We start from the raw sequence: 24,221 nt of genomic DNA on the forward strand, positions 1-24,221 counted from the left end.
CGCTCCCGAAAGCCCTCCCGCGGAAGCGATCGCATCCGCGGGAGGTCAGGACGAAGGCGCCCGTCAGAAGGTCGAGGCGTCGATCACGAAGCGGTAGCGCACGTCGCTGGCGACGACGCGGTCGTAGGCCTCGTTGATCCGGTCGGCGGGGATCACCTCGATCTCCGCGCCGATACCGTGCTGCGCGCAGAAATCCAGCATCTCCTGCGTCTGCGCGATGCCACCGACCAGCGACCCGGCCAGGCTGCGACGATTCTTGAGCAGCGAGAAGCCGCGGACACTGATCGGGTTCTCGGGCAGGCCGAGCTCGACCAGCGTGCCGTCGATCGCGAGCATCGACAGGTAGCGGTCCATGTCGAGGTTCACCGACACGGTGTTGAGGATCAGGTCGAACTTCCCGCGCAGCGCCTTGAAGGTCTCCTTGTCGGCGGTCGCGTAGTAGTGGTCGGCGCCGAAGCGCAGGCCGTCGTCCTTCTTGCTCAGCGACTGGCTGAGCACGGTGACCTCGGCGCCCATCGCGTGCGCGATCTTCACGCCGACGTGGCCCAGTCCGCCCATACCGACGATCGCGACCTTCTTGCCGGGGCCGGCGCCCCAGTGCGCGAGCGGCGAGTACAGCGTGATGCCGGCGCACAGCAGCGGCGCCGCGACATCCAGTTCGAGACCGTCCGGGATCGACAGGACGAAGTCCTCGTCCACGACGACGTGCGTGGAATACCCACCAGCCGTGCGCTTTCCGTCCCGCCCGACGGTGTTGTAGGTGTCGACGACGCCGTTCTCGCAGTACTGCTCCTCGCCGGCTTCGCAGCTGGCGCACGTGCGGCAGGAGTCGACGAAGCAGCCGACGCCCACGCGGTCCCCGACGGCGTGCCTGGTGACCTCGGACCCGACCTGCGCGACGACGCCGGCGATCTCGTGGCCCGGAACGACCGGGTAACTGGTGCCGCCCCACTCGTTGCGGGCGGTGTGGATGTCGGAATGGCAGATGCCGGCGTACTTGATCTCGATCAGGACGTCGCGCGGCCCGACCTCGCGGCGTTCGATGGTGGTCTTCTCGAGAGGGGCGTCGGCGGAGTTCGCCGCGTAGGCGGAAGCGGTAAGCATCCCCCATGCCTACCCGTTACCGGCGAGTACGCGCAAAGAACCAGGACTGACCTGCACCGGAGAAATGGACCGTTTCCCCCGAAACGCTCCGCGCGGATCGCGATCCGCCTTACCATCCCCGACAACTGAACATGTGTCCATATCCGCTGGGACCATCCGACGCGAACCGAGGGATCGAATGCGCAAAACCGTTGTCGCATTCGCTGCGGCGATCGCAGCGTGCTCAGCCGTCCTGTCGTCCACGACCGCTTCCGCGGCGCCACCCCCCACGCCGATCACCACGCTGCAGGCCGACGGCACCCACCTCGTCGACGGCTACGGACGCACCGTACTTCTGCACGGCGTCAACAATGTCGACAAGGATGCGCCCTACCTGCCCGCGGGTGAGACGCTCACACCGCAGGACATCGACATCCTGGTCCGGCACGGCTTCAACACGGTCCGTCTGGGCACCTCGTTCGACGCGTTGATGCCGCAACGCGGGCAGATCGACGAGGCGTACCTCGACCGGCTCACCGGCGTGGTCGACGCCCTCACCGCCCGCGGGATCCACGTCCTGCTCGACAACCACCAGGACGGTCTCTCGAAGGCATGGGGTGGCAACGGCTTTCCCGAGTGGGCCATCGAGTCCCGACCGCGCGAGTGGGAACCGAACCCCGGGTTCCCGCTCTACTACCTGATGCCGAGCCTCAACGCGGGCTGGGACGAGGTGTGGGGCAACACGCACGGCGCGCTCGACCATCTCGGCACCGCGCTCGGCGCACTGGCCGAGCGCGTGGAGGGCAAACCGGGCGTGATGGGGATCGAGCTGTTGAACGAGCCGTGGCCCGGGTCGCGGTTCCTCTCGTGCTTCCCGAACGGGTGCCCGGATTTCGACCGCACGTACCAGGCCGCGATGCAGAAACTGACCGACGCCGTTCGCGCACAGAACCCGACGATTCCGGTGTACTGGGAGCCCAACGTCACATGGAACCAGATGATGCCGTCGAATCTGTTCGATCCACCCGTCACACCCGCCCTGACCACCGCCGACGTCGTCTTCGCGCCGCACGACTACTGCATCCCCAGTCAGCTCGCCATCTATCTCGGACTGCCGCAAGCGCTGCGCGGGTTGTGTGTTCCGCAGCAGGACCTCACGTGGTCGAACATCGACGCGATCACCGAGCGCGCGAACGTCCCGACCGTGGTCACCGAGTTCGGCGACGGTGATCCGACGGTTCTGAAGAACACGCTCGCGCGCGCCGACGAACGCTTCATCGGTTGGCAGTACTGGCATTTCGGTGCCGGCAACGCCACCGACCCGTTCCTCGGCGAGGTGGGACGTCAGCTCGTACGCACATATCCACAGGCCACGGCCGGTGAGCCCGGGCGGATGATCTTCGACGCCGACAACGGCGACTTCGCGTACCGCTACACACCGCGGGCGGCGACGCGGCCCACCGAGATCTTCGTGTCGGATCTGCACTACCCGGACGGATACGCGGTGCAGGTCGACGGCGGACAGGTCACGTCCGCGCCCGGCGCCCGTATCGTCACCGTCGTCGCCGACGGCAGCGGACCGGTCACGGTCAAGATCAACCGTCCGGGCTCGGCGGGCGCCGAGGTGCCCGACGGTCCGATCGAGACGAGTTCGTCGGGCAGCTCCGGAAGCTCCTAGGACCTTCCGAACACAGCACACCGGGAGCGGATCCGCAGACGATCCGCTCCCGGTGTGCTGCAAGGGTCGGCGTGCCTACCCCTGCGCGGCACGCCGCCGCAAACGCCGAGCCGCAGCCACGAGGTTGCGCAGCGACGGCTCGAGCTGCCAGTAGTGGCGGGTCTTGAGCCCGCCGTCGGGGTTGGCCCACAGCCGGTCGAGATCCACGGATTCGGCGGCCTCGGTGAGCAGCGCGTCGAGTTCGTCGATGTCGGGGATCCGGGCCGAACGGCTCTCGTACACACCGGGTCCGACGCCGTGCGTGAGCGCCTTCTCCTTGATGGCCTCGAGCACCCAGCTGATCGACCGGGTCGCGACGATAGCCGTGACGTCGGCGTCGAGTCGTTCGATCGCGTCCACGACGGACCGCTGACCGGAGTAGGTCAGGTGCGTGTGGATCTGGGTCGCCGGCTTGGCGCCGCCCGTCGCGAGACGGAAAGCGTCGACGGCCCAGTCCAGGTACTCCTTGCGCCCGGTCTCCCGCAGCGGCAACAGTTCCCGGACGGCCGGCTCGTCGACCTGGATGATCGCGATACCGGCGGCCTCGAGATCGGCGATCTCGTCCCGGATGGCCAGCGCCAACTGGTCGGCGGTCTCGTGCAGCGGCTGGTCCTGGCGCACGAACGAGCGCGCCAGCATCGTGACCGGTCCGGTGAGCATGCCCTTGACCGGCTTGTCGGTCAGGGACTGCGCGTACGTGATCCATTCGACCGTCATCGGCCTCGGACGACGGACGTCGCCGTACAGCACCGGCGGACGGGTGCACCGTGAGCCGTACGCCTGCACCCAACCGTTGTGGGTGAACGCGTAGCCCTCGAGCAGTTCGGCGAAGTACTGCACCATGTCGTTGCGCTCGTGCTCGCCGTGGACGAACACGTCCAGGCCGATGTCCTCCTGCAGCGCGATCGTCTTGGCGATCTCGTCCTGGATCCGCTTGTAGTACTCGTCCCAGTCGAGGCGTCCTTCACCCAGTTCGTAACGGGCCTGGCGGATCTCGTCGGTCTGCGGGAACGAGCCCAGCGTGGTCGCGGGCACGGGCGGCAGGTTCAGGCGTGCCTGCTGCGCGATCCGGCGCTCCTCGTACGGGGCGCGGACGCGATGCTCCGGCTTGATCGCATTGACCCGGGCGCGGACGTCGTGCTTCTGCTTGAAGTGCACCGACGTCGGCTTCTTGCGCCACCGCTCCGACGGCCCCTCGGTGAGGGCCTTCGCGAGCGAGACCACTTCGCCCACCTTCTGTTTCGCGAAGGCGAGCCGGTCGGCGACGTCGCCGGGCATGTCGTACTCCATGAGCACGTCGTACGGGACGTGCAGCAGTGAGCACGACGTCGAGACGACCAGATCGGGGGTGACGTCCTTGATCTGGTTGAGGTACGTCAGGGTGTTGAACCGGTCGACACGCCACACGTTGCGGCCGTCGACGATGCCCGCATAGATGCGCTTGCGGCGAATACCCGGCACCTTCGCCAGTTCCTCGGCGGTGATGCGCCCGTTGATCAGGTCCAGACCCAGCGCCTCGACAGGTGTCGCAGCCAGGATCGGCAGGGCCTCCCCCAGCGACCCGTACGGGCCGGTGACGAGGATGCGCGGGCGCAGCGGCGCGTGGGCGAGCTTGTCGTACGCGCGGCCGAGAGCGGCGAGCTCATCCGCGGTCCGGTCCTCGGTGAAACACGGCTCGTCCAGCTGGACACACGTCGCGCCGGCCTTGGCCAGCTGCGCGAACAGCTTCTCGTACTCGGGCAGCAGCCGGTCGAGGAGGTCGAGGGGCGCGAAACCCTCTGCGGTGGAATCGGGCGCGATCTTCGACAGCAGCAGCAGCGAGAGTGGGCCGAGGACCACCGGGCGCAGCTCGATGCCGCGGGCCTTGGCGCGCTCGAACTCGTCGAGCAGGGTCTCCGAATGCAGCTCGAACGTCGTGTTCTCCGACAGTTCGGGCTGCCGGTAGTGGTAGTTGGTGCCGAAAAAGCGCACCAGCTCGAGCGGCGGGAAGTCGGGCCGGCCGCGAGCCATCGTGAAGTAGAAGTCGAGCGGGTCCAGCTCACCCTCGAGCGGAGCGAACCGCTCGGGGACCGCGCCGAACAGCAGCGCGTTGTCGAGCACGTGGTCGTAGTAGGAGAACGTGTTGCCCGGGACCTGGGTCAACCCGGTGGCAGCCAGCTCGCTCCAGGTCTGCTCCTGCAGTTCCCTTGCGACGGAGACGAGTTCGGCCTTGGAACCGGTGCCGTGCCAGTAGGCCTCGAGAGCTCGCTTGAGTTCACGGCGGGGCCCGATGCGGGGGTATCCGAGGACGCTGGATCCGTACCCGGCGGTGTTTGCGGCGGACATGCGGATCGACCTTTCGTAGGCGGCTACGCCGCCCGTGCGCCTTTCCGGTAGCGGGAGCTACCAAAAAGGCGCACGGGTGCGGAGCGCTTGTTCAGCTTGCCTTCTTCGTGACACGGCCGTTGTCGGCGTATTCGTAGAAGCCGGCGCCCGACTTCTTGCCGACGAGCCCTGCCTCGACCATCCGCAGCAGCAGTGGCGGGGCCGAGTACAGCGGCTCCTTGAACTCCTCGTACATCGAGTCGGCGATCGACTTGACGGTGTCAAGTCCCACCAGATCGGTCAGCGCGAGCGGACCCATCGGGTGCGCACATCCGAGCACCATCGCCTTGTCGACATCTTCCTTGGTGGCGAAGCCCGACTCCACCATGCGGATCGCGGAGAGCAGGTACGGCACGAGCAACGCGTTGACGACGAAGCCGGACCGGTCCGCAGACCGCACGACCTGCTTGCCGAGCAGCTCGCTCGCGAACGCCTCCGCTCGTGCCGACACCGCGGGGCTGGTCTTGAGCGTGGTGACCAGTTCCACGAGCGGGAGGACGGGAACGGGGTTGAAGAAGTGCATGCCGATGACGCGTTCCGGCGCACTCGTCGCAATCCCCAGCTTCATGATCGGGATCGAGGACGTGTTCGATGCGAGCACCGCGTCCGGATCCGTGACGATCGAGTCGAGTTCGGCGAAGATCTCGCTCTTGATCTTCTCGTCCTCGACGACGGCCTCCACTACGAGCTGCCGGTCGGCGAAGTCGCCGAGGTCGGAGGTGAAGCGCAGCCGCCAGGCGGCCTGCTCCCGCTCGCGTTCGGTGATCTTGCCGCTGCTCACGCCACGGTCGAGCGAGCGCAGGATGCGCGAGCGTCCTGCTGCCGCGAGTTCGCGGCTCGGCTCGTACACCAGCACGTCGACGTGTGCACGGGCGCACACCTCGGCGATTCCGGAACCCATGATGCCGGCGCCGATCACGCCGACGCGCTGAATCTTTTCGCTGGTCACGTCAGCTCCTTTTTCGGAAGTGGAGGTCGGGTCCCCGGGAGGGATCGACGTGGAGGACACCCCGCCGATCCCTCCCGAGAGGTCGAGAGGCCTAGTGGAACTGGCCCTCTTCGGTGGAGCCCTTGAGGGCTGCCGTCGAGGTGTTGGGGTCGACGGTGGTGGCGATGCTGTCGAAGTAGCCGGCGCCGACCTCACGCTGGTGCTTGATGGCGGTGAAGCCGCGCTCCTCGGCAGCCTTGAACTCCCGCTCCTGCAGGTCGACGAAGGCGGTCATGCCCTCGCGGGCGTAGCCGTGCGCCAGGTCGAACATGCCGTAGTTGAGCGAGTGGAAGCCGGCCAGGGTGATGAACTGGAACTTGAAGCCCATCGCGCCGAGCTCCTTCTGGAACTTCGCGATGGTCGCGTCGTCCAGGTGCGCCTTCCAGTTGAAGGACGGCGAGCAGTTGTACGCCAGCAGCTGGTCCGGGAACTCGCTGCGGACGGCCTCGGCGAACTTCTTGGCGACCTCGAGGTCCGGCACACCGGTCTCCATCCAGATGAGGTCGGAGTACGGGGCGTAGGCCTTGGCGCGGGCGATGCAGGGCTCGATGCCGTTCTTGACGCCGTAGAAGCCCTCGGCGGTGCGGGTGCCGTCGAGGAACTCGCGGTCACGCTCGTCGACGTCGGAGGTCAGCAGCGTGGCGGCCTCGGCGTCGGTGCGGGCGATGACGACCGTCGGGACGTCGGCGACGTCGGCGGCCAGACGCGCGGAGGTGAGGGTGCGGATGTGCTGCTGGGTCGGGATGAGCACCTTGCCACCGAGGTGGCCGCACTTCTTCTCCGACGCGAGCTGGTCCTCCCAGTGCGAACCGGCGACACCGGCCGCGATCATGGCCTTCTGCAGCTCGTAGACGTTGAGGGCGCCACCGAAGCCGGCCTCACCGTCGGCGACGATCGGAGCGAGCCAGTTGTCGACGGAGGTGTCACCTTCGACCTTGGCGATCTCGTCGGCGCGCAGCAGCGCGTTGTTGATGCGGCGGACGACCTGCGGAACCGAGTTCGCCGGGTACAGCGACTGGTCCGGGTAGGTGTGGCCGGAGAGGTTGGCGTCGCCGGCGACCTGCCAGCCGGAGAGGTAGATGGCCTTGAGGCCCGCGCGGACCTGCTGGACGGCCTGGTTGCCGGTGAGCGCACCGAGCGAGTTGATGTAGTCCTCGTTGTTGACGAGATCCCAGAGGATCTCGGAGCCGCGACGAGCGAGGGTGGCCTCTTCGACCACGGTGCCCTGCAGCTTGACGACCTGCTCGGCCGTGTAGTTGCGCGTGACGCCCTTCCAGCGGGGGTTGGTGTCCCAATCCTTCTGGATCTCTTCTGCGGTCCTCGGGGTGCCGGTGGTCGACATCGAAAGCTCCACTTCTTGTCTGCTGCTTCGACCGGTACGGATGTACTGCTTCACATCGTTGCCAGGCCGTTCGGATGTACGAACCGAGAATGGCACAGCCGAAAACCGCCGTCTACCTGTTGCTAATGCCAATCTTCGCTAGCTTTTCATTTCAATCTGCAAAGCTTGCTAATTTTCATGGAGCCAAGCAGTTGCTTGGGTTACCGATCAGTAGCAATGAAAGTTACCCGCAAGTAGGCCCTCACCTCGGGGTTAGCGCGAAAACCGGACAGGACCCCGAGAGGTGAAGTTGGACACGTCGGACACCCGAAGCGGACGGCGCCCTCACCGAACCGTTCGCAGGCTTGTGAGGGCAATCACAGGAATCGGACAGCGTTCCGCACACCGGAACGGTCGGGAATCGGCGTCACAGATACTTCGGGCCTCGCGGGTAGCCGCGACGGCGGCGCTACTGCCGGCCGAGAATGGCCACGCGCGCGAAGCCGTACCGCGCGTCGAGGGCAGCCGTCGACCCGGACAGGTCGTAGGCATGGGAGCCGAACTCGGCACACTCGATGACCGCGGAACCCGTGACGATCGGCGACAGCCGCGTGACCTCCCACTGGGTGTGGACCAGTGTCGGCATCTCCGCACCGGTCCCCGAGCCGCTCACGACGTCCTCCCGCCACGACTGACACGCGAGCCAGTCGGGGGTGAGCTGTACCTGTTCGCCGTCGCATTCGGCCAGCTCGACGTGGCCCACCACTCCCCTGCCGACGCCGTCGACCGGGGGGATGGAGAAGCCCATCCCGCCGACGCCGTTCACCAGGCTCAGCGCCGTGTGCGGTAGGTCCGGCAGAGAGAACGGGTCGCGGTCGCCCTCCTCGATGGGGGCGCCGACGAGGAAGTCCGACGTGTACGCGCTCTCGTCCTGCTCTCCCGGCAACAGACAGTTGCACGACATCCCGGCGAACAACCGACCGACCGGAACACCCACGGCGTCCGAGTCCGCGGACAGTGGTTCGACGATCCACACCGCCAGTTGGGGCCGATCCGCGACCGCGAAGGGCTCGGGCAGGAGCGCGCGGGCGAATCCCCGGCTCACGTCTGTCGTGAGGACGAGCCAGCGGGCGGCCACGGCTACCGCGTCGGCCCCCGTCGCCGGCCCGGCGGTCTCGTCGTCCGGCGCTGCCGCCACCTCGACGGGGCCGACCGCGTCCGACGGCTCCACGGACCCCGACGCCACGGAACCGGATTCCACGGCGTCACTGGACGGGAGGAGTGTCGAAGCGCGAAGTCCGACGCGAGCTCGGCGCTTGGAGGTGAAGATCATCGTGGCCTCTGGCGGTTCCTGGTCGAATGCCGGGCCGACGCGGGGCCGACCGGCGACACTGCAGCAGAGAACGGCCCACGCCCGGTGCGGAGGGCGAGCGTGAACCGGGGGCTCCCGCCCTGCGGAGGGCGCCCACGTCCGTGCGCTCGGGACGCGCGAGCCCCCACCGCTCGCCCCAAACTGCCTAGCAACCAATGCTTTACACAATCGATCAATGACTGTCGCCAAGCTTTTGCCACCGTCACCGAGATGTCAAGGCTTGTGCCTGAAACGTCATGTTCGGTCTGTTGTTCGTTTCGTCCGTGAACACCTCTCGGCGTGCCGATGCTAAGCCGAGCCTTTGCACGGTTAGCAGGGCGCTCGTACGCTGGCGAGCATGTCCAAGACCTTCGTCGGCGCCCGGCTGCGACAGCTCCGCACCGAGCGTGGCCTGAGCCAGGCCGCCCTCGCCAAGACGCTGGACATCTCGGCCAGCTACCTCAACCAGATCGAGCACGACGTGCGCCCGCTGACCGTGCCGGTGCTGTTGCGGATCAGTGAGGTGTTCGGGGTCGACACCACGTTCTTCTCGTCGCAGGACGACACCCGGTTGATCGCCGAGCTGCGCGAGGTGGCTCTCGACAAGGACATGGGCATCGACGCCGATGCGCAGGAGATCGCGGAGATGGTGTCGTCGCATCCGGGTCTGGCCAAGGCGATGGTGAACATGCACCGCCGCTTCCGGAACACGTCGGCGCAGTTGGCCGCGGCCACCGAGGACCGGTTCAGCGACGGCAGCGGCAGCGGGTCGATCACGATGCCGCACGAGGAAGTGCGCGACTACTTCTATCAGCGGCAGAACTACATCCACGACCTCGACACCGCCGCGGAGGACCTCACCGCGCGCCTGCGCTTCCACCGCGGCGACATCGCCGACGGGATCGCCCGGCGGCTCGAGAACCTGCACGACGTCCAGATCGTCCGCCGCATCGATCTCGGCGAGAACGTGCTGCACCGCTACGACCCGGAGACCCGGGTGCTCGAGATCTCGCCCGCGCTGTCGGGTGGGCAGCAGGTGTTCAAGTTCGCGACCGAGCTCGCCTACCTCGAGTGCGGCGATCTGCTCCGCCGGCTGGTGGACGAGGGCAACTTCACCTCCGACGAGGCCCGCTCGCTCGCGATGCTCGGCCTCGCCAACTACTTCGCGGCGGCCACGGTGCTGCCGTACGGCCAGTTCCACGAGATCGCGGAGGACTTCCGGTACGACATCGAGCGGCTGTCGGCGTTCTACGCGATCAGCTACGAGACGATCTGTCACCGGCTGTCGACGCTGCAGCGCCCGAAGCAGCGGGGCGTGCCGTGGTCGTTCGTCCGAGTCGACCGCGCCGGCAACATGTCGAAGCGTCAGTCCGCCACCGGTTTCCACTTCTCGTCCAGCGGCGGCACGTGCCCGCTGTGGAACGTGTACGAGACGTTCGCGTACCCCGGCAAGATCATGACGCAGATCGCGCAGATGCCGGACGGCCGCAACTACCTGTGGGTGGCGCGCACCGTCGAGCGCCGCGCGCAGCGGTACGGGCAGCCCGGCAAGACGTTCGCGATCGGTCTGGGATGCGAGCTGCGGCACGCGCCGCGGGTGGTCTACGCCGACGGTCTCGATCTCGGTGGCAGCACCGCCACCCCGATCGGTGCCGGCTGCCGTGTGTGCGAGCGGATGAACTGCCCGCAGCGGGCCTTCCCTCCCCTGGGCAAGGAACTCGACATCAACGAGCACCGCAGCTCGGTGTCGCCGTACACGATCCTCTGATCCACCAGCACCTTTCCCGATAGTCGGGTCTCGTCCGTCGAGGCCGCGTGAGCTCCTGTTCATGCGTACGTAATACGCGACACGAACTCGTGATCCACAGACATTCCGGCGCAACAACTTCCGCCTACTGTCTCGAATCACGGATACAGCGTCGTATACGTACCTCTCCGCAGCTCAGCGTCATTCCTCTCGACGGAAAGGCTCGTTCATGCCCACGTTCTCGAAGCGTGCTCTCACCGCCCCGGCCGCACTCGCGGCCCTCGGCCTGGTTCTCACCGCCTGCGGCAGCAAGGCGTCGGACACCTCGGCCGCCGGTACGACGTCCACCGCGTCCTGCGTCGACACGTCGGGCGACACGATCAAGGTCGGTTCGCTCAACTCGCTGTCCGGCACGATGGCGATCAGCGAGGTCACCGTCCGCGACTCCATCGCCCTCGCGGTCGAGGAGATCAACAACGCCGGCGGCGTGCTCGGCAAGAAGATCCAGGTCGTCGCCGAGGACGGCGCGTCCGAGCCGACGGTGTTCGCAGAGAAGGCCGAGAAGCTCATCAGCAGCGACTGTGTCGCAGCCGTTTTCGGTGGTTGGACGTCGTCGAGCCGCAAGGCGATGCTGCCGGTGTTCGAGGACAACAATGCGCTGCTGTACTACCCCGTGCAGTACGAGGGCCTCGAGGACTCCCCCAACATCTTCTACACCGGCGCGACCACCAACCAGCAGATCGTTCCCGCGCTGGACTACCTGAAGGAGAAGGGCGTCAAGTCGCTGTACCTGGTGGGCAGCGACTACGTCTTCCCGCAGACCGCCAACCGGATCATCAAGGCGTACGCGGCCGCCAACGGCATCGAGATCAAGGGCGAGGACTACACGCCGCTCGGTTCCACCGACTTCTCGACGATCGTCAACAAGGTCCGCACCGCCGACGCCGACGCCGTCTTCAACACCCTCAACGGTGATTCGAACGTCGCGTTCTTCCGCGAGTACGCCAATGTGGGTCTGAAAGCCGCTGACATGCCGGTGGTCTCGGTGTCGATCGCCGAGGAGGAGGTGGGCGGCATCGGTGCGCAGAACGTGACCGGTCAGCTCACCGCCTGGAACTACTACCAGACCGTCGACTCGCCCGAGAACAAGAAGTTCGTCGACGCATACAAGGCGAAGTACGGAGCGAACAAGCCGACGTCGGATCCGATGGAGGCCGCCTACACGTCGGTGTACTTGTGGAAGAACACCGTCGAGAAGGCCGATTCGTTCGCGGTGGCCGACGTCCAGGCCGCGGCCGACGGTGTCAGCTTCCAGGCACCGGAGGGCCTGGTGACCATCGACGGCGACAACCACCACATCACCAAGACCGCGCGCATCGGCGAGATCCGCGGCGACGGCCTGATCTACACCGTGTGGGAGTCCGACGGCCCGATCCAGCCGGACCCGTACCTCGAGAGCTACGACTGGGCGAAGGACCTGTCCGGCTCGGGTAGCTAGCTCACGAACAACGACGAGGAAGGGCGGGCACCGATGGATGTCGTTATCGGGCAGCTGTTCACCGGCCTGAGCATCGGGTCGATCCTGTTGTTGGCGGCACTGGGCCTGTCGCTGACCTTCGGCCAGATGGGCGTGATCAACATGGCCCACGGCGAATTCATCATGGCCGGCTCGTACACCGCGTACGTGGTGCAGCAGGTCGTTTCGAGCGCCGGGGCGTCGCTGCTGATCTCCCTGGTGGTGGGCTTCGTGGTGGGCGGCCTGATGGGCGTGCTGCTCGAGGCCACCTTGATCCGGCGGATGTACCACCGGCCGCTGGACACCCTGCTGGTGACTTTCGGTGTGGGACTGGTACTCCAGCAGCTGGCCCGGGACATCTTCGGTGCGCCCGCCGTCAACGTCGTCGCACCCACGTGGCTCACCGGCGGCGTGGAGATCCTCGGCGCCGTGGTGCCGAAGACCCGCATCTTCATCCTGGTGCTCGCGATCGTCGCGGTCGCGGTGCTGTCCTTCGCACTGGCGAAGACCTCGATGGGTCGCCGCATCCGGGCCGTCGTGCAGAACCGCGACCTTGCGGAGACCAGCGGAATCTCGTCGCGCCGAACCGATGTGACGACATTCTTCATCGGCTCCGGTTTGGCCGGCGTCGCCGGTGTCGCGCTCACGCTGATCGGGTCGACGAGCCCGACCATCGGCCAGTCGTACCTGATCGACGCGTTCCTCGTGGTCGTGATCGGTGGCCTGGGCCGGCTGTCGGGTGCCGTGGTCGCGGCCTTCGCGCTCGGCATTCTGAACTCGTTCATCGAGTACTCGACCACGGCGTCGATCGCCAAGGTGATCGTGTTCGTGCTCATCGTCATCTTCCTGCAGGTCCGCCCGCAGGGACTGTTCGTCGCCAAGACAAGGAGCCTGGTATGACCGTGCTCAGTCGCTACCGGGTGTGGGTGGGATTCGCCGTCGCCGCGGTCGTCCTCTTCGGAGTCGCACCGGCCATGCTGTCGGACTTCCGGCTCAATCTCCTGGCCAAGTTCCTGTGCTTCGCGATAGTCGCGGTCGGCATCGGATTAGCTTGGGGCCGTGGAGGAATGCTCACCCTCGGACAGGGTGTGTTCTTCGGCCTCGGCGCCTACATCATGGCGATGCATCTCAAGATCGCCGACGCGGAACTGCGCGGGGACTCGGTGCCGGACTTCATGCAGATCGCCGGCATCCGCGAACTCCCCTCCTACTGGACGCCGTTCGCGGATCCGTTCACGACCATCGCCGCGATCCTGCTCGTTCCCGCGTTCGTCGCGTTCCTGCTCGGCCTCGGCGTGTTCAAGCGCCGGGTCAAGGGCGCGTACTTCGCAATCCTGTCGCAGGCGCTCGCGGCGGCGTTCGCGATCCTGCTCATCGGCCAGCAGTCGATCGGTGGATCCAACGGCCTCAATCGGTTCCGCACGTTCTTCGGCTTCAATCTGTCCGATCCGGCGAACAAGCGGATGTTGTTCTTCATCGCAGCCGCCGTACTGCTGCTCGTCGTCGCCGCGACCCGGCAGTTGATGAACTCCCGCTACGGTGAGCTCCTGGTCGCGGTCCGCGATCAGGAGGAGCGGGTCCGGTTCCTGGGCTACGACCCCGCGAACATCAAGGTCGTGGCCTACACGGTCGCCGCGTTCTTCGCCGGCATCGCGGGCGCACTGTTCGTGCCGATCGTCGGCATCATCTCCCCCGCCGATGTGGGCATCGTCCCCTCGATCGCGTTCCTCATCGGGGTGGCGATCGGTGGCCGCACCACCCTGCTCGGGCCGGTGCTCGGCGCGATCGGTGTCGCGTGGGCACAGACCACCCTGTCGGAGAACTTTCCGTCGGCGTGGACGTACGCGCAGGGCCTGCTGTTCATCGTCGTCATCGGCTTCTTCCCGGCCGGCATCGCGGGGTTGGCCAAGCTCTTCGGACGGCGCCGGCGCGCCGCTCCCCTCGAAAGCGAACCCGAGTCCGCCCGCGAACTGGAGGTCGCACGATGACCGAACCCCAGCCCACCCTCGGCGGCAACGCCGGAATGTCCAGCCAGTACCTCGAGATTCGCGATCTGCGGGTCACATTCGACGGCTTCACCGCCGTTGACGGCGTCGATCTGACGCTGTTCCAGGGCGATCTACGCTTCCTCATCGGGCCCAACGGCGCCGGCAAGACCACGCTGGTGGACGCCGTCACCGGCCTGGTGCCGGCCACCGGTTCGGTCACCAAGTCCGGTGTCGAACTGCTGGGGCAGAAGGTCCACAAGATCGCCCGCTCGGGCGTAGGACGCACCTTCCAGACCGCGTCGGTGTTCGAGGACCTCACGGTCCTGCAGAACCTCGACATCGCCGCCGGCGCCGGACGATCCGCGCTGACACTGCTCCGCCGCCGCAGAAATGTCCTGCCGCAGATCGAGGAAGCCCTCGCTACGATCGGCCTGACCGACCTGCGCGACTGCAAGGCCGGCATCCTGCCGCACGGCCAGAAGCAGTGGCTCGAGATCGGCATGCTGCTGGTGCAGGACGCCGACGTCCTCCTGCTCGACGAGCCCGTGGCCGGCATGAGCCACGAGGAACGCGAAGAGACCGGGAACCTGTTGCGACGCATCGGCGCCGAGCGCACCGTCGTGGTCGTCGAGCACGACATGGACTTCATGCGGGCCTTCGCGACCTCCGTGACGGTGCTGGCCCGCGGCAAGGTCATCGCCGACGGCAGCGTCGAAGAGATTCAGGCCCACCCGATGGTGCAGCAGGTGTACCTCGGCACCGCGGCCGCCGCCGACGTTCTCGAGGAGGCCTGATCATGTTGGAGCTCGTCGACATCCGCACCGGCTACGGCCGCACCGAGATCATCCACGGCGCCACCGTCACCGTGCCCGCCGACGGCGTCGCCGCGGTCATGGGACACAACGGCGCCGGCAAGACCACGCTGCTGCGCGCCGCGGTCGGGCTGGCGAAGACGACGTCGGGCAAGGTCCTGCTGGACGGCCGGGACGTCACCAGGCTGCGGCCGAGCGCCCGTGTCGCCCGCGGCCTCGCGTACGTCCCGCAGGGCCAGCAGTCGTTCGGCCAGCTGACCGCACTCGAGAACATGCAGGTGGTCGCCGACGGCCGCAAGCGCGGCAAGGCGCTCATCGACGAGCAGCTGGCACTGTTCCCGGCACTCGAATCGCTACTCGACCGACGGGCCGGGCTGCTCTCGGGCGGTCAACGTCAGCAGCTGGCGATCGCCCGCGCACTCATCACCGAACCGCGCGTGCTGGTGCTCGACGAGCCGACCGAGGGCATCCAGCCGTCGGTCGTGGCCGAGATCGAATCCGCGATCGTCGAACTCACGCGCCGCGGCAATCTCGGTGTCCTCCTGGTGGAGCAGCACATCGGGTTCGCCCTGCAATCCGCCCAGCGCTACTACGTCCTCGAGTCCGGCCGCGTCACGTCGACCGGTGCCGGCGGCGCCGACGCCGAGTCCGTCGTGCGCTCCGCCATGGCGATCTGACCTGCCGCTCTCACCGGCCTCCGCTGCTCCCTCCCACCGAAGGAGACCTTTCGTGTTCCCCGCTTTCGACACCCTGCTCGTCGCCAATCGCGGCGAGATCGCCTGCCGCATCGTCCGGTCCGCTCGCGAACTCGGGCTCAAGACCGTCGCCGTGTACTCCGACGCCGACGCGTGTGCCGCCCACGTGGAGATGGCCGACGCGGCCGTCCGGCTCGGACCCGCCCCCGCGGCGGAGTCGTATCTGCGCACCGACAAGGTCATCGAGGCGGCCCTCGCCACCGGCGCCGGGGCGATCCACCCCGGCTACGGGTTCCTCTCGGAGAACGAGCAATTCGCCGCGGCGGCGGAGCAGGCCGGTATCGCGTTCGTCGGCCCCACTCCCGATCAGCTCCGGGTGTTCGGCAACAAGCACACCGCCCGCGAGGCGGCACGCGCCGTGGGCGTCCCGCTGGTTCCCGGCAGCGGCCTCCTCGAATCGGTCGAGGAGGCCCTCGCCGAGGCCGAGCGCATCGGCTACCCGGTGATGCTCAAGGCGGTCGGTGGCGGCGGCGGTATCGGCATGCAGGCGTGTTTCACACCGGAGGCGCTGCGCGCGGCGTACGACACGGTGCAGCGGATGGCGGCGGCGAACTTCTCGTCGTCGGGCGTCTTCCTGGAACGTTTCGTCGCCCGCGCGCGTCACATCGAGGTGCAGGTGTTCGGCGACGGCGCCGGTCGCACGGTGAGCCTGGGCACCCGTGACTGCTCGCTGCAGCGCCGCAACCAGAAGGTGGTGGAGGAGGCGCCGGCGTCGGGCCTGCCCGACCACGTCACCGAGCAGTTGCTGCGCTCCTCCCGCGATCTGGCGTCGTCGGTGAACTACCGTTCGGCGGGCACCGTCGAGTTCGTGTTCGACGTGGACCGCGGCGAGGCGTCGTTCCTGGAGATGAACACCCGACTGCAGGTGGAGCATCCCGTCACCGAGGAGGTGACCGGTGTCGACCTGGTGGCGTGGATGCTGCGCCTGGCGGGCGGCGACGCGTCGATGCTGGACGGTCTGCCGGACAGCGGCCCGGCGATCACCGGCCACGCCGTCGAGGCCCGCGTGTACGCCGAGGATCCCGGGCGGGACTATCGGCCCAGCGCCGGGACGCTCACGTCGGTGCAGTTTCCCGCCGCCGCGCGGGTGGAGACGTGGGTCGACACCGGCACCGAGGTGAGTGCCCACTACGACCCGATGCTCGCGAAGATCGTCACCCGCGGCGACACCCGCGAGGAGGCGGTCGCGAAGCTGGGCGGCGCGCTGGCGGAGACCCGCCTCTACGGCGTGCAGACCAATCTCCCTCAGCTGCGGCACATCTGCGCCCAGCCGCTCACCGACCACACGACGTCCGCACTCGCCGACATCCCGGCCACGGGACCGCGCATCGACGTGCTGCGGGCCGGCACCATGACGACCGTGCAGGACCTTCCGGGCCGGATCGGGCTGTGGCAGGTCGGTATTCCGCCGTCGGGCCCGATGGACGACCTGTCGTTCCGGCTCGCCAACACCGCCGTCGGCAATCCGGTCGACGCACCCGGCCTCGAATGCACGCTGCAGGGACCGCGGCTCGAGTTCTCCACGCCGACGGTGGTGTGCGTGACGGGCGCCGACGCACCGGTGACCGTCGACGGACTCGCGGCGGCGATGTGGGAGCCGATCGAGATCGCCGCCGGCTCGGTGCTCGACATCGGCGCCCCCGCCGACACCGGACTGCGCACGTACCTCGCCGTGCGCGGCGGGCTGGACGTCCCGCTGTTCCACGGCAGCGCATCGACGTTCACGCTCGGCGGGTTCGGCGGCGTCACCGGCAGCGCCGTCGCGACCGGCGACGTGCTGGGGATACGCCCCGAGAGCGACACGTCGACCGCGCCGGCGCGTGTCCCGGACGACGTGCGCCCCGAACTGACCCACACGTGGCACCTCGCGGTCACCGAGGGTCCGCAGCCGTCGCCGTCGTACTTCACCGACGCGGACATGACGCAGTTCTACGAGACCACGTGGATCACCGCGAGCCACGCCAACCGCACCGGGATCCGGCTCGACGGACCCAAGCCGACGTGGTCGCGCACCGACGGCGGCGACGCGGGGTTGCACCCGTCGAACCTGCACGACAATCCGTACAGCGTCGGTGCGCTGAACGTCTCGGGCGACACCCCGATCCTGCTGGGCCCGGACGGTCCGAGTCTCGGCGGGTTCGCGTGCCCGCTCACGGTGACGAGCGCGCACCGCTGGAAGATGGGGCAGATCCGTCCCGGCGACGCCGTGCGCTTCGTTCCGGTGCCCGACGCGGACGCCGACTCGCTGCGCCGCTCCGACGCGATGCGGGCGAAGGACGTTCCGGCCGTGCGGGTCTCCCGCGGGGACGGCGGCGTCCTCGGCCGCACCGACGCCGGCGACGACCGCCCGGAGGTGGTGTACCTGCGCGGCGGCGACGACAACATCCTCGTCGAGTACGGTCCGATGGCCCTCGATCTCGGGTTGCGGATGCGGGTGCACGCACTGTCGGAGGCGCTGGTGGACCTGCAGGTCTCGGGGCTGATCGACGTCACCCCGGGCGTCCGGTCGCTGCACCTGCACTTCGACCCGGACGTGTTGCCGCAGTATCGCCTCCTGGGGGTGCTGCAGGAACTCGAGAGCCGACTGCCCGCGACCCACGATCTGGTCGTCCCGAGCCGTACCGTGCGCCTGCCACTCTCGTTCGACGACCCGTCGATCGCCGAGGCGATGGCCCGCTACCGCAGCGGGGTGCGGGACACCGCACCGTGGCTGCCGTCGAACACGGAGTTCATCAGGCGGATCAACGGACTCGGCAGCGTCGACGACGTCCGCAAGGCCGTGTTCGACGCGGAGTACCTGGTACTCGGACTGGGTGACGTGTATCTCGGTGCGCCGCTGGCTGTTCCGCTCGATCCGCGGCACCGGCTGGTGACCACCAAGTACAACCCGGCCCGCACGTGGACGCCGTCGGACGCGGTCGGGATCGGCGGCAAGTACCTGTGCGTGTACGGCATGGAGTCGCCGGGCGGCTATCAGCTGATCGGGCGGACGGTGCCGATCTGGTCGGGCTACCGGCAGCGGGCACCGTTCGAGTCCGGCAAGCCGTGGCTGTTCCGCTTCTTCGACCGGATCGTGTGGGAGCCCGTCACCCCCGAACAGCTCGAGCAGGCTCGGTCCGATTCCCGCGCAGGGCGATTCGACGCCGACGTCAGCGAGGGCACGTTCGCACTGGCCGACCACCTGCGCTTCCTCGAGGAACACGCCGAGTCGATCGCCGAGTTCGAGGAACGTCAGGGGGCGGCGTTCGAGGCCGAGAAGCGGGCGTGGCACGCGGCCGGCGAGTTCGACCGCGTCGACGCCGGGCCGGCCCCCGAGCCCGCGACCGAGGAACTGGACGTCCCACCGGGCGCCGTCGTGGTGGAGGCCCCGATGGTCGGCAACGTGTGGCGGGTGGAACTAGCACCGGGACAGCAGGTATCCGCGGGCGATCCGGCGGTTGTCCTCGAAGCCATGAAACTCGAGATGCCGGTCCCGTGTCCCGCCGCCGGCACGGTGCTCCAGGTGCTCGCGGAGCCGGGCGCCAAGGTGGCGCCCGGGACTCCGCTGGCCGTCATCGGCTGAGCTGCTGCTCGGCGAGCACCTTCACGACCCCCTTGGCGACCTTCCCCCCGGGCGCCAAGGGGAGCTCGTCCACCGTGACGACGTGCTCGGGCGTGTACTCGCGGGTGACGCCCTGCGCGGCCAGCCACGTGGACAGGTCGTCCGCTGTCAGTTCGGTGCCGTCTGCCGTCACCACGACGGCGCACACCTTCTCGCCGAACAGGGCGTCGTGCACACCGACCACCGCCACCATCGTGACCGCCGGATGGGCGCGGACGAACTCCTCGACCTCGACGGCCGAGATGTTCTTGCCACCGCGGATGATGATGTCGGCCTTGCGGCCCACCACCCGTAGGCGTCCGGCCGCGTCGATCTCGACGATGTCCCCGAGCAGCATCCAGCCGTCGTCCGTGTACAGCTCGGCGTTGGCGGCGTCGTCGTCCCAGTAGCCGTGGCACGTCAGGGGGCCGTTGACGCCGGGCTGGCCGCGGCGCTCGGCACCGAGCACCTCGGTACCCGCGTCGTCGAACACCCGGACCCGAGCCTCGTCCACCACGCGCCCGCACGTGCGCAGGCGGGTGTCGGCGTCGTCGTCGACGGTCGTGACGCTCACCGCGCCGGTCTCGTTGGAACCGTAGAACTGGAGTACCGCGGCCCCGGTCCGCTCCTCGAACGCGAGGGCCTCCGAGTACGGCACCGCCTCACCGCCGGTGAACATCGCGCGCAGGGCACCGAGATCGGCGGCCTGTGCCCGCTCGGACCGCAACAGCATCTTGAACTGGGTACTGACGCAGTTCAGGATCGTCACCCGCTCACGCTCGAGCAGGTCGACCATCACGTCGGCGTTGAACCGTTCGACCACCACGTTCGGTGCGCCGAGCAGCGCCGGCAGGAAGTGCGACGTCCACAGCCCGAACCCGAAGGGCGCCGGGACCGCACCGAAGAAGACGTCGTCGCCGGTGATCCTCCCGGCCCGCACGGCCACCTCGGAGAACCCGATCCAGCGGCGCTCGGTCTGGGTCACCAGCTTCGGCAGACCGGTGGTGCCGGACGTGGAGTTGAGCAGCGAAACGTCGTCGACGCCGAAACGTGGGCTGGTGGCGTCGAATCGGCGGTCGGTGACCTCGACCCGTTCGCCGGCGGCGTCCTCGACCTCGACGGAGCCGAGGTCGTCCACGTAGATCACGTGCTCCGGCCCACCGGTCCGCTCGCGCAGTTCCGCGACGAGAGCCGCGGTGTCCTGGCCGCGCAGCGACCGCGTGGTGACCAGCGTCCGGCACCCGGCGCGGGTGCTCAGATGCGCCACTTCCTTGACGCCCGAACGAGACCCGATGCCTACCGCGATCCGTCCCGTGCGGTATGCGGCGCACAGCGCGGCATGGAAGACCATGGTGTCGGGCAGGTACAGCGCGACGGCGGAGTCCTCGCCCACCGCCGCCAGTGCGGACGCGATGCGATCGGTGGTCGCGTCGTAACTGGCCCACGAGATCCGCGAGTCCGGCGTGATGAACGCGATCCGCTCGCCGATCGTGAGGGCCCAGTGCCGCACCAGTTCGCTGACACTCAGGCCGTCGAGCTTGCGGGGATCGGTCGCGAAGTCACCGACAGCGACGTCCAGGGTGGTCGAGAAACGTCCGGTCACCGTCACTGCTCCACTGTCGCTTCCAACATGCCCATCGACTGCTTGTACGCGGTGTCGAGCGACGCCGCGTCGTCCCGCATGTCGACGATCCGGCCGCGCTGCATCACGTAACCGCGCTGGACCACCGCCTTCAGCGCCGCCAAGGCCGGTTCGGCGACCAGCACCGTCACGCCGTCGGCGGCGAGACCGGCCACCAGCGAACGCAGTTCGGCGACGATCTTCGGTGCGAGGCCCGTCATCATCTCGTCGAGCAGCAGTACCTTGGGCGTCGCGAGCAGCGCCCGCCCCAGCACCAGCATCTGCTGTTCGCCGCCGCTGAGCACACCGGCGTAGCTGCCGGATCGCTCGCGCAGCACCGGGAACCGGTCGAACGCCGAGTCGATCGCGTCCTTCTTCAGTCCGAGCAGATCGGCACCCACCTGCAGGTTCTCGCGGACCGACATCTTCATGAACAGCTGCCGGCCCTGCGGAACGTACGCGAAACCCTCCCGGACCCGCTGCAGCGCGGACATCCCGTCGACCCGCCGGCCGTCCATCATCACCTGCCCGGTGCCGCGGACGGATCCGTAGACCGCCCCGAACAGGCTGGACTTGCCGGCGCCGTTGGGACCGACGACGGCGGTCACCGTCGAGGACGGCGCCGTGAACGAGACGCCGTCGACCGCGACGGCCGATCCGTACCGGACCTTCAGGTGCGTCACCTCGAGCGTGGTCATGACACTTCCTCTCCTGCACCGAAGTACACCTCACGCATGGCGTCGCTCGCGAGACACTCGGCGGGCGCGCCGTGGAAGGCGACCGATCCGAAGTCGAGCAGCACGACGGTGGTCGCGAGTTCGGCGATGAGGTCGACGTTGTGGTCGACCAGCACGACGCCGCGCCCCTGGGCCTGAATCTTGCGCACCGCCCCGGCGATCGCGGCGATGCCCGTGTGGTCGGCGCCGGCGAACGGCTCGTCGAGCAGCAGCACCTGCGGATCCGTGGCCATCGCGCGCGCCACCTCGACCAGGCGCTGCCCGCCGAGGCTCAATTCGCCGCAGGCGCTGGCGGTGTCGTCGATCGCGTACTCGTGCGCGACGGCGCGCGCCCGGTCCGCGGTGGCGTCCCAGTTCTCGAACGGCCCCTTGAATGCCCACCACAGCGAGTGCAGCGGCGTGCGCATCCGGCGACCGTACAGTGCGGGCACGATGTTCTCGACGGCGCTCAGTTCCAGCGCCAACTGCGGGTGCTGGAAGGTCCGCGAGAGCCCCTGACGTGCCCGCTTCTCGCTGGGCCCGGTCAGCGTGCGGCCGGCGAGCGTCACGGTGCCGGCGTCCGCCTTCTGCGTCCCGAAGATGCAGTCCACCAGCGTGGTCTTGCCGGCGCCGTTGGGGCCGACCAGACCGACCACCTCGCCGGGGGCGACGGTGAACGAGACGTCGTCGACGGCGCGGACACCGCCGTAGTTCTTGGTGAGGCCCGAGACCTCGAGCAGCACGCTCACGTTCGATCACTTCCTCGTTCGTCGGAACCACCACGACCGGTCACCTTGGCGAATGCCGTTCCCACCCAGCCGATCACGCCGCCCGGCGCAACGATGAGGATCAGCAGCACCGCCACGGCGAGCAGCAATTCGCCGCTGCCCTGGTAGCCGGGCATGTTGAGGGTGACGATCACGACGATCAGCGCACCGAGCGGGGCGCCCCACGCGCTGTTGCGGCCGCCGATGATCGGCATGAAGATCGCGAGGAACACGATGCTGAGGGTGAACGTCTCCGGCGTGACGGCCTGCACGGACACTGTGAACAGCGAGCCGCCGGTCGATGCGATCGCCGCACCGATCGCGAGCGCGATCACCGTCAGGTGTGCCGGGTTGACGCCCGACGAGCGGGCGGCGTTCTTGTTGTCGCGGGCGGCGCGCAGGGTCAGGCCCCACACGGACTTGCGCATGCGGTCGACGACCACCGCGATCGCGCAGACGAACAGGATCGCCATAACCACCAGCGTGTATCGCGGCGGCTGCCACCCGAACAGTGTGACGGCCTCGACGCCGGAGATGCCCGCCGAACCACCGGTGAAGTCGGGCCCGTCGATGAGCCAGTGCTCGAAGGCGATTCCGAACAGCAGGGTGACGGCCGCGAGATAGAAGCCGGACAGCTTCTGCGTCGCGAGCGCCAGGATCACCGCGACCACTGCCGCGACGAGGGCGCCGATCACCCAGCCCCACCACATCGACAGCCCGGTCTTCACCGAGACGAGGGCGACGGCGTACGCGCCGATCGCGGCGTACGCGCTGTAGGCCATCGACAGCGAACCTGCCATGACGAACGGGATGTACATGCCCAGGGCGATCAGCGAGTACGTCGCGGCCAGGAACACCAGGTCCTGCCGGTACAGGCTCGGCCCCATCCACACCAGTACCGCGGCGACGACGACGAGCGTGATGCCCGCCTCGATCGCGATGTTGGTGAGCGACCGGCGGGCCCGCGAGGGACGTGCCGGCGCTGCCGCCTCCGACGGCGGTGACGTGAGAGTCGACATCAGACGCGGACCTTCCTCGAGAGCAGGCCCTCCGGCCGGAAGGCGAAGAACACCAACGCGATCAGCAGGATCGCGGTCTGTGCGGCACTGGCACCGAAGTAGTACGGCGCGAACACCTGCACGAAGCCGAGCAGCAAGCCACCGATCAGCGGCGCCCAGCTGCGTCCGGTCCCGCCGATCACGAGGGCGATGAACGCGGTGAGCGTCCACGACAGTCCGCTCGTGAACTGGACGCCGGCCTTGGGCGCGAACAGCAGTCCGGCGATGGCGGCGATGAGTCCGGCGACTGTGAAGGCCACCAGCCGCACCCGGTTCACCGGCAGGCCGAGGATCCGGGCGGCCTCGGGGTTGTCACCGACCGCGCGCAGCAGCCGACCCGTCTGCGTCGCCTGCAGCCACAGACCCACCACGACGAACACCACAACGGTGCCGACGACGAGGACGATCGACGAGCTGTCGACGGTGGCGCCGGCGACGGTGATCGGTTGGAAGTCGAACAGCTTCTGTCCGGGCAGCGGGGTCCGGCCGAAGATCGTGCCGGCCAGCTGCTGCACCGCGAACAGCACCGCGGTGACCGCGACGAGGGCCGGCAGTTCGCCACGGCCCGAACGCTTCTGGACCTGCTGCACGACGAGCTTCTCGGTGATCACCGACAGCGCCATGCCGACGGCGAGGCCCAGCAGCAGCGCGAGCCACAGCGGCACACCGTGATCGACGACGACGAAGCTGCACGCCATCGCGGCGGCCATCGCGTAGGGGCCCATCGCGAAGTTGAAGAAGTCCGCCCCCACCACCACGAGGTACATGCCGAGGGCGATGAGCGAGAAGAAGGCGCCGATCTCGAGCGCGGCGAGCCAGAGTTGAGGATCAGTCATC

At 68.2% G+C, this 24,221-nt stretch carries 18 protein-coding genes; 8 read left to right on the forward strand and 10 right to left on the reverse strand.

From position 1 onward, the window contains the following. Positions 1 to 63: 63 nt before the first annotated feature. Positions 64 to 1,104: an NAD(P)-dependent alcohol dehydrogenase gene (locus tag C7H75_RS19870; protein WP_064058396.1), complete on the reverse strand. Its 1,041-nt coding sequence runs from the start codon at positions 1,102 to 1,104 to the stop codon at positions 64 to 66. Positions 1,105 to 1,282: 178 nt separating this feature from the next. Here C7H75_RS19870 and C7H75_RS19875 point away from each other — a divergent pair, with 178 nt between their 5' ends. Next, the gene (locus C7H75_RS19875; RefSeq protein WP_106851726.1) at positions 1,283 to 2,761 is read left to right on the forward strand and encodes an endoglycoceramidase I; all 1,479 of its coding nucleotides are present in this window, start codon (positions 1,283 to 1,285) and stop codon (positions 2,759 to 2,761) included. Between the two features lie 75 nt (positions 2,762 to 2,836). On the opposite strand, the gene metE is transcribed toward C7H75_RS19875, so the two are convergent. The 4 genes from metE to C7H75_RS19900 all read right to left on the reverse strand — a co-directional run bounded on the left by metE (position 2,837) and on the right by C7H75_RS19900 (position 8,734). Beyond that, positions 2,837 to 5,125 (reverse strand): 5-methyltetrahydropteroyltriglutamate--homocysteine S-methyltransferase, encoded by a 2,289-nt coding sequence (metE, locus tag C7H75_RS19880; protein ID WP_106851727.1) that lies wholly within the window; start codon positions 5,123 to 5,125, stop codon positions 2,837 to 2,839. A 91-nt stretch (positions 5,126 to 5,216) separates the two neighbouring features. Continuing rightward, positions 5,217 to 6,113, reverse strand: a complete 897-nt coding sequence (locus C7H75_RS19885) for a 3-hydroxybutyryl-CoA dehydrogenase (protein WP_005518004.1) — start codon at positions 6,111 to 6,113, stop codon at positions 5,217 to 5,219. Between the two features lie 91 nt (positions 6,114 to 6,204). Then, positions 6,205 to 7,494 (reverse strand): isocitrate lyase, encoded by a 1,290-nt coding sequence (aceA, locus tag C7H75_RS19890; protein ID WP_005518003.1) that lies wholly within the window; start codon positions 7,492 to 7,494, stop codon positions 6,205 to 6,207. A 448-nt stretch (positions 7,495 to 7,942) separates the two neighbouring features. Further along, positions 7,943 to 8,734 carry a hypothetical protein gene (locus C7H75_RS19900; RefSeq protein WP_106852048.1) on the reverse strand — a complete coding sequence of 264 codons (792 nt, stop codon included), beginning with the start codon at positions 8,732 to 8,734 and terminating at the stop codon, positions 7,943 to 7,945. 448 nt (positions 8,735 to 9,182) lie between these two features. Here C7H75_RS19900 and ramB point away from each other — a divergent pair, with 448 nt between their 5' ends. The 7 genes from ramB (at position 9,183) to uca (ending at position 19,204) form a co-directional block, all read left to right on the forward strand. After that, a complete protein-coding gene (gene ramB, locus C7H75_RS19905; RefSeq protein ID WP_005518001.1) occupies positions 9,183 to 10,592 on the forward strand; it encodes an acetate metabolism transcriptional regulator RamB in 1,410 nt (469 codons plus the stop codon). A 208-nt stretch (positions 10,593 to 10,800) separates the two neighbouring features. Further along, on the forward strand, positions 10,801 to 12,069 hold the full coding sequence (gene urtA / locus C7H75_RS19910) for an urea ABC transporter substrate-binding protein (protein ID WP_013417041.1): 1,269 nt from the start codon (positions 10,801 to 10,803) through the stop codon (positions 12,067 to 12,069). Positions 12,070 to 12,102: 33 nt separating this feature from the next. Then, complete coding sequence (gene urtB, locus C7H75_RS19915) at positions 12,103 to 12,987, forward strand: urea ABC transporter permease subunit UrtB (RefSeq protein WP_005517999.1); 885 nt, start codon at positions 12,103 to 12,105, stop codon at positions 12,985 to 12,987. Beyond that, on the forward strand, positions 12,984 to 14,075 hold the full coding sequence (gene urtC / locus C7H75_RS19920; protein WP_005517998.1) for an urea ABC transporter permease subunit UrtC: 1,092 nt from the start codon (positions 12,984 to 12,986) through the stop codon (positions 14,073 to 14,075). The genes urtB and urtC overlap by 4 nt, the downstream gene beginning before the upstream one ends. Next, the gene (gene urtD / locus C7H75_RS19925) at positions 14,072 to 14,869 is read left to right on the forward strand and encodes an urea ABC transporter ATP-binding protein UrtD (RefSeq protein WP_005517997.1); all 798 of its coding nucleotides are present in this window, start codon (positions 14,072 to 14,074) and stop codon (positions 14,867 to 14,869) included. The genes urtC and urtD overlap by 4 nt, the downstream gene beginning before the upstream one ends. Before the next feature lie 2 nt (positions 14,870 to 14,871). Continuing rightward, positions 14,872 to 15,564, forward strand: a complete 693-nt coding sequence (gene urtE, locus C7H75_RS19930) for an urea ABC transporter ATP-binding subunit UrtE (protein ID WP_069856840.1) — start codon at positions 14,872 to 14,874, stop codon at positions 15,562 to 15,564. Positions 15,565 to 15,616: 52 nt separating this feature from the next. Further along, positions 15,617 to 19,204, forward strand: a complete 3,588-nt coding sequence (uca, locus tag C7H75_RS19935; protein WP_081206423.1) for an urea carboxylase — start codon at positions 15,617 to 15,619, stop codon at positions 19,202 to 19,204. Here the strand turns inward: uca and C7H75_RS19940 are convergent. From C7H75_RS19940 to C7H75_RS19960, 5 genes are read right to left on the reverse strand one after another with little or no spacing between them, the layout of a single operon-like run. After that, the gene (locus tag C7H75_RS19940; RefSeq protein ID WP_081187170.1) at positions 19,194 to 20,831 is read right to left on the reverse strand and encodes a class I adenylate-forming enzyme family protein; all 1,638 of its coding nucleotides are present in this window, start codon (positions 20,829 to 20,831) and stop codon (positions 19,194 to 19,196) included. The genes uca and C7H75_RS19940 overlap by 11 nt on opposite strands. After that, positions 20,828 to 21,541 carry an ABC transporter ATP-binding protein gene (locus tag C7H75_RS19945; protein ID WP_005517992.1) on the reverse strand — a complete coding sequence of 238 codons (714 nt, stop codon included), beginning with the start codon at positions 21,539 to 21,541 and terminating at the stop codon, positions 20,828 to 20,830. The genes C7H75_RS19940 and C7H75_RS19945 overlap by 4 nt, the downstream gene beginning before the upstream one ends. Next, on the reverse strand, positions 21,538 to 22,308 hold the full coding sequence (locus C7H75_RS19950) for an ABC transporter ATP-binding protein (protein ID WP_081187169.1): 771 nt from the start codon (positions 22,306 to 22,308) through the stop codon (positions 21,538 to 21,540). The genes C7H75_RS19945 and C7H75_RS19950 overlap by 4 nt, the downstream gene beginning before the upstream one ends. Continuing rightward, complete coding sequence (locus C7H75_RS19955) at positions 22,305 to 23,345, reverse strand: branched-chain amino acid ABC transporter permease (protein ID WP_081121062.1); 1,041 nt, start codon at positions 23,343 to 23,345, stop codon at positions 22,305 to 22,307. Before C7H75_RS19955 ends, C7H75_RS19950 begins: the two co-directional genes overlap by 4 nt. Beyond that, on the reverse strand, positions 23,345 to 24,220 hold the full coding sequence (locus C7H75_RS19960; protein WP_013417050.1) for a branched-chain amino acid ABC transporter permease: 876 nt from the start codon (positions 24,218 to 24,220) through the stop codon (positions 23,345 to 23,347). The genes C7H75_RS19955 and C7H75_RS19960 overlap by 1 nt, the downstream gene beginning before the upstream one ends. Position 24,221 lies beyond the last annotated feature (1 nt).

Source organism: Rhodococcus (subgen. Prescottella) equi (assembly GCF_003013675.1).
Taxonomy (GTDB): domain Bacteria; phylum Actinomycetota; class Actinomycetes; order Mycobacteriales; family Mycobacteriaceae; genus Prescottella; species Prescottella equi.

Coding starts and splice junctions, on each gene's coding strand:
- metE (WP_106851727.1), bottom strand. CDS start 5,125: ATGTCCGCCGCAAACACCGCCGGGTACGGATCCAGCGTCCTCGGATAC.
- urtA (WP_013417041.1), top strand. CDS start 10,801: ATGCCCACGTTCTCGAAGCGTGCTCTCACCGCCCCGGCCGCACTCGCG.
- ramB (WP_005518001.1), top strand. CDS start 9,183: ATGTCCAAGACCTTCGTCGGCGCCCGGCTGCGACAGCTCCGCACCGAG.
- C7H75_RS19955 (WP_081121062.1), bottom strand. CDS start 23,345: ATGTCGACTCTCACGTCACCGCCGTCGGAGGCGGCAGCGCCGGCACGT.
- urtD (WP_005517997.1), top strand. CDS start 14,072: ATGACCGAACCCCAGCCCACCCTCGGCGGCAACGCCGGAATGTCCAGC.
- urtC (WP_005517998.1), top strand. CDS start 12,984: ATGACCGTGCTCAGTCGCTACCGGGTGTGGGTGGGATTCGCCGTCGCC.
- C7H75_RS19945 (WP_005517992.1), bottom strand. CDS start 21,541: ATGACCACGCTCGAGGTGACGCACCTGAAGGTCCGGTACGGATCGGCC.
- aceA (WP_005518003.1), bottom strand. CDS start 7,494: ATGTCGACCACCGGCACCCCGAGGACCGCAGAAGAGATCCAGAAGGAT.
- urtB (WP_005517999.1), top strand. CDS start 12,103: ATGGATGTCGTTATCGGGCAGCTGTTCACCGGCCTGAGCATCGGGTCG.
- urtE (WP_069856840.1), top strand. CDS start 14,872: ATGTTGGAGCTCGTCGACATCCGCACCGGCTACGGCCGCACCGAGATC.
- C7H75_RS19870 (WP_064058396.1), bottom strand. CDS start 1,104: ATGCTTACCGCTTCCGCCTACGCGGCGAACTCCGCCGACGCCCCTCTC.
- C7H75_RS19875 (WP_106851726.1), top strand. CDS start 1,283: ATGCGCAAAACCGTTGTCGCATTCGCTGCGGCGATCGCAGCGTGCTCA.
- C7H75_RS19960 (WP_013417050.1), bottom strand. CDS start 24,220: ATGACTGATCCTCAACTCTGGCTCGCCGCGCTCGAGATCGGCGCCTTC.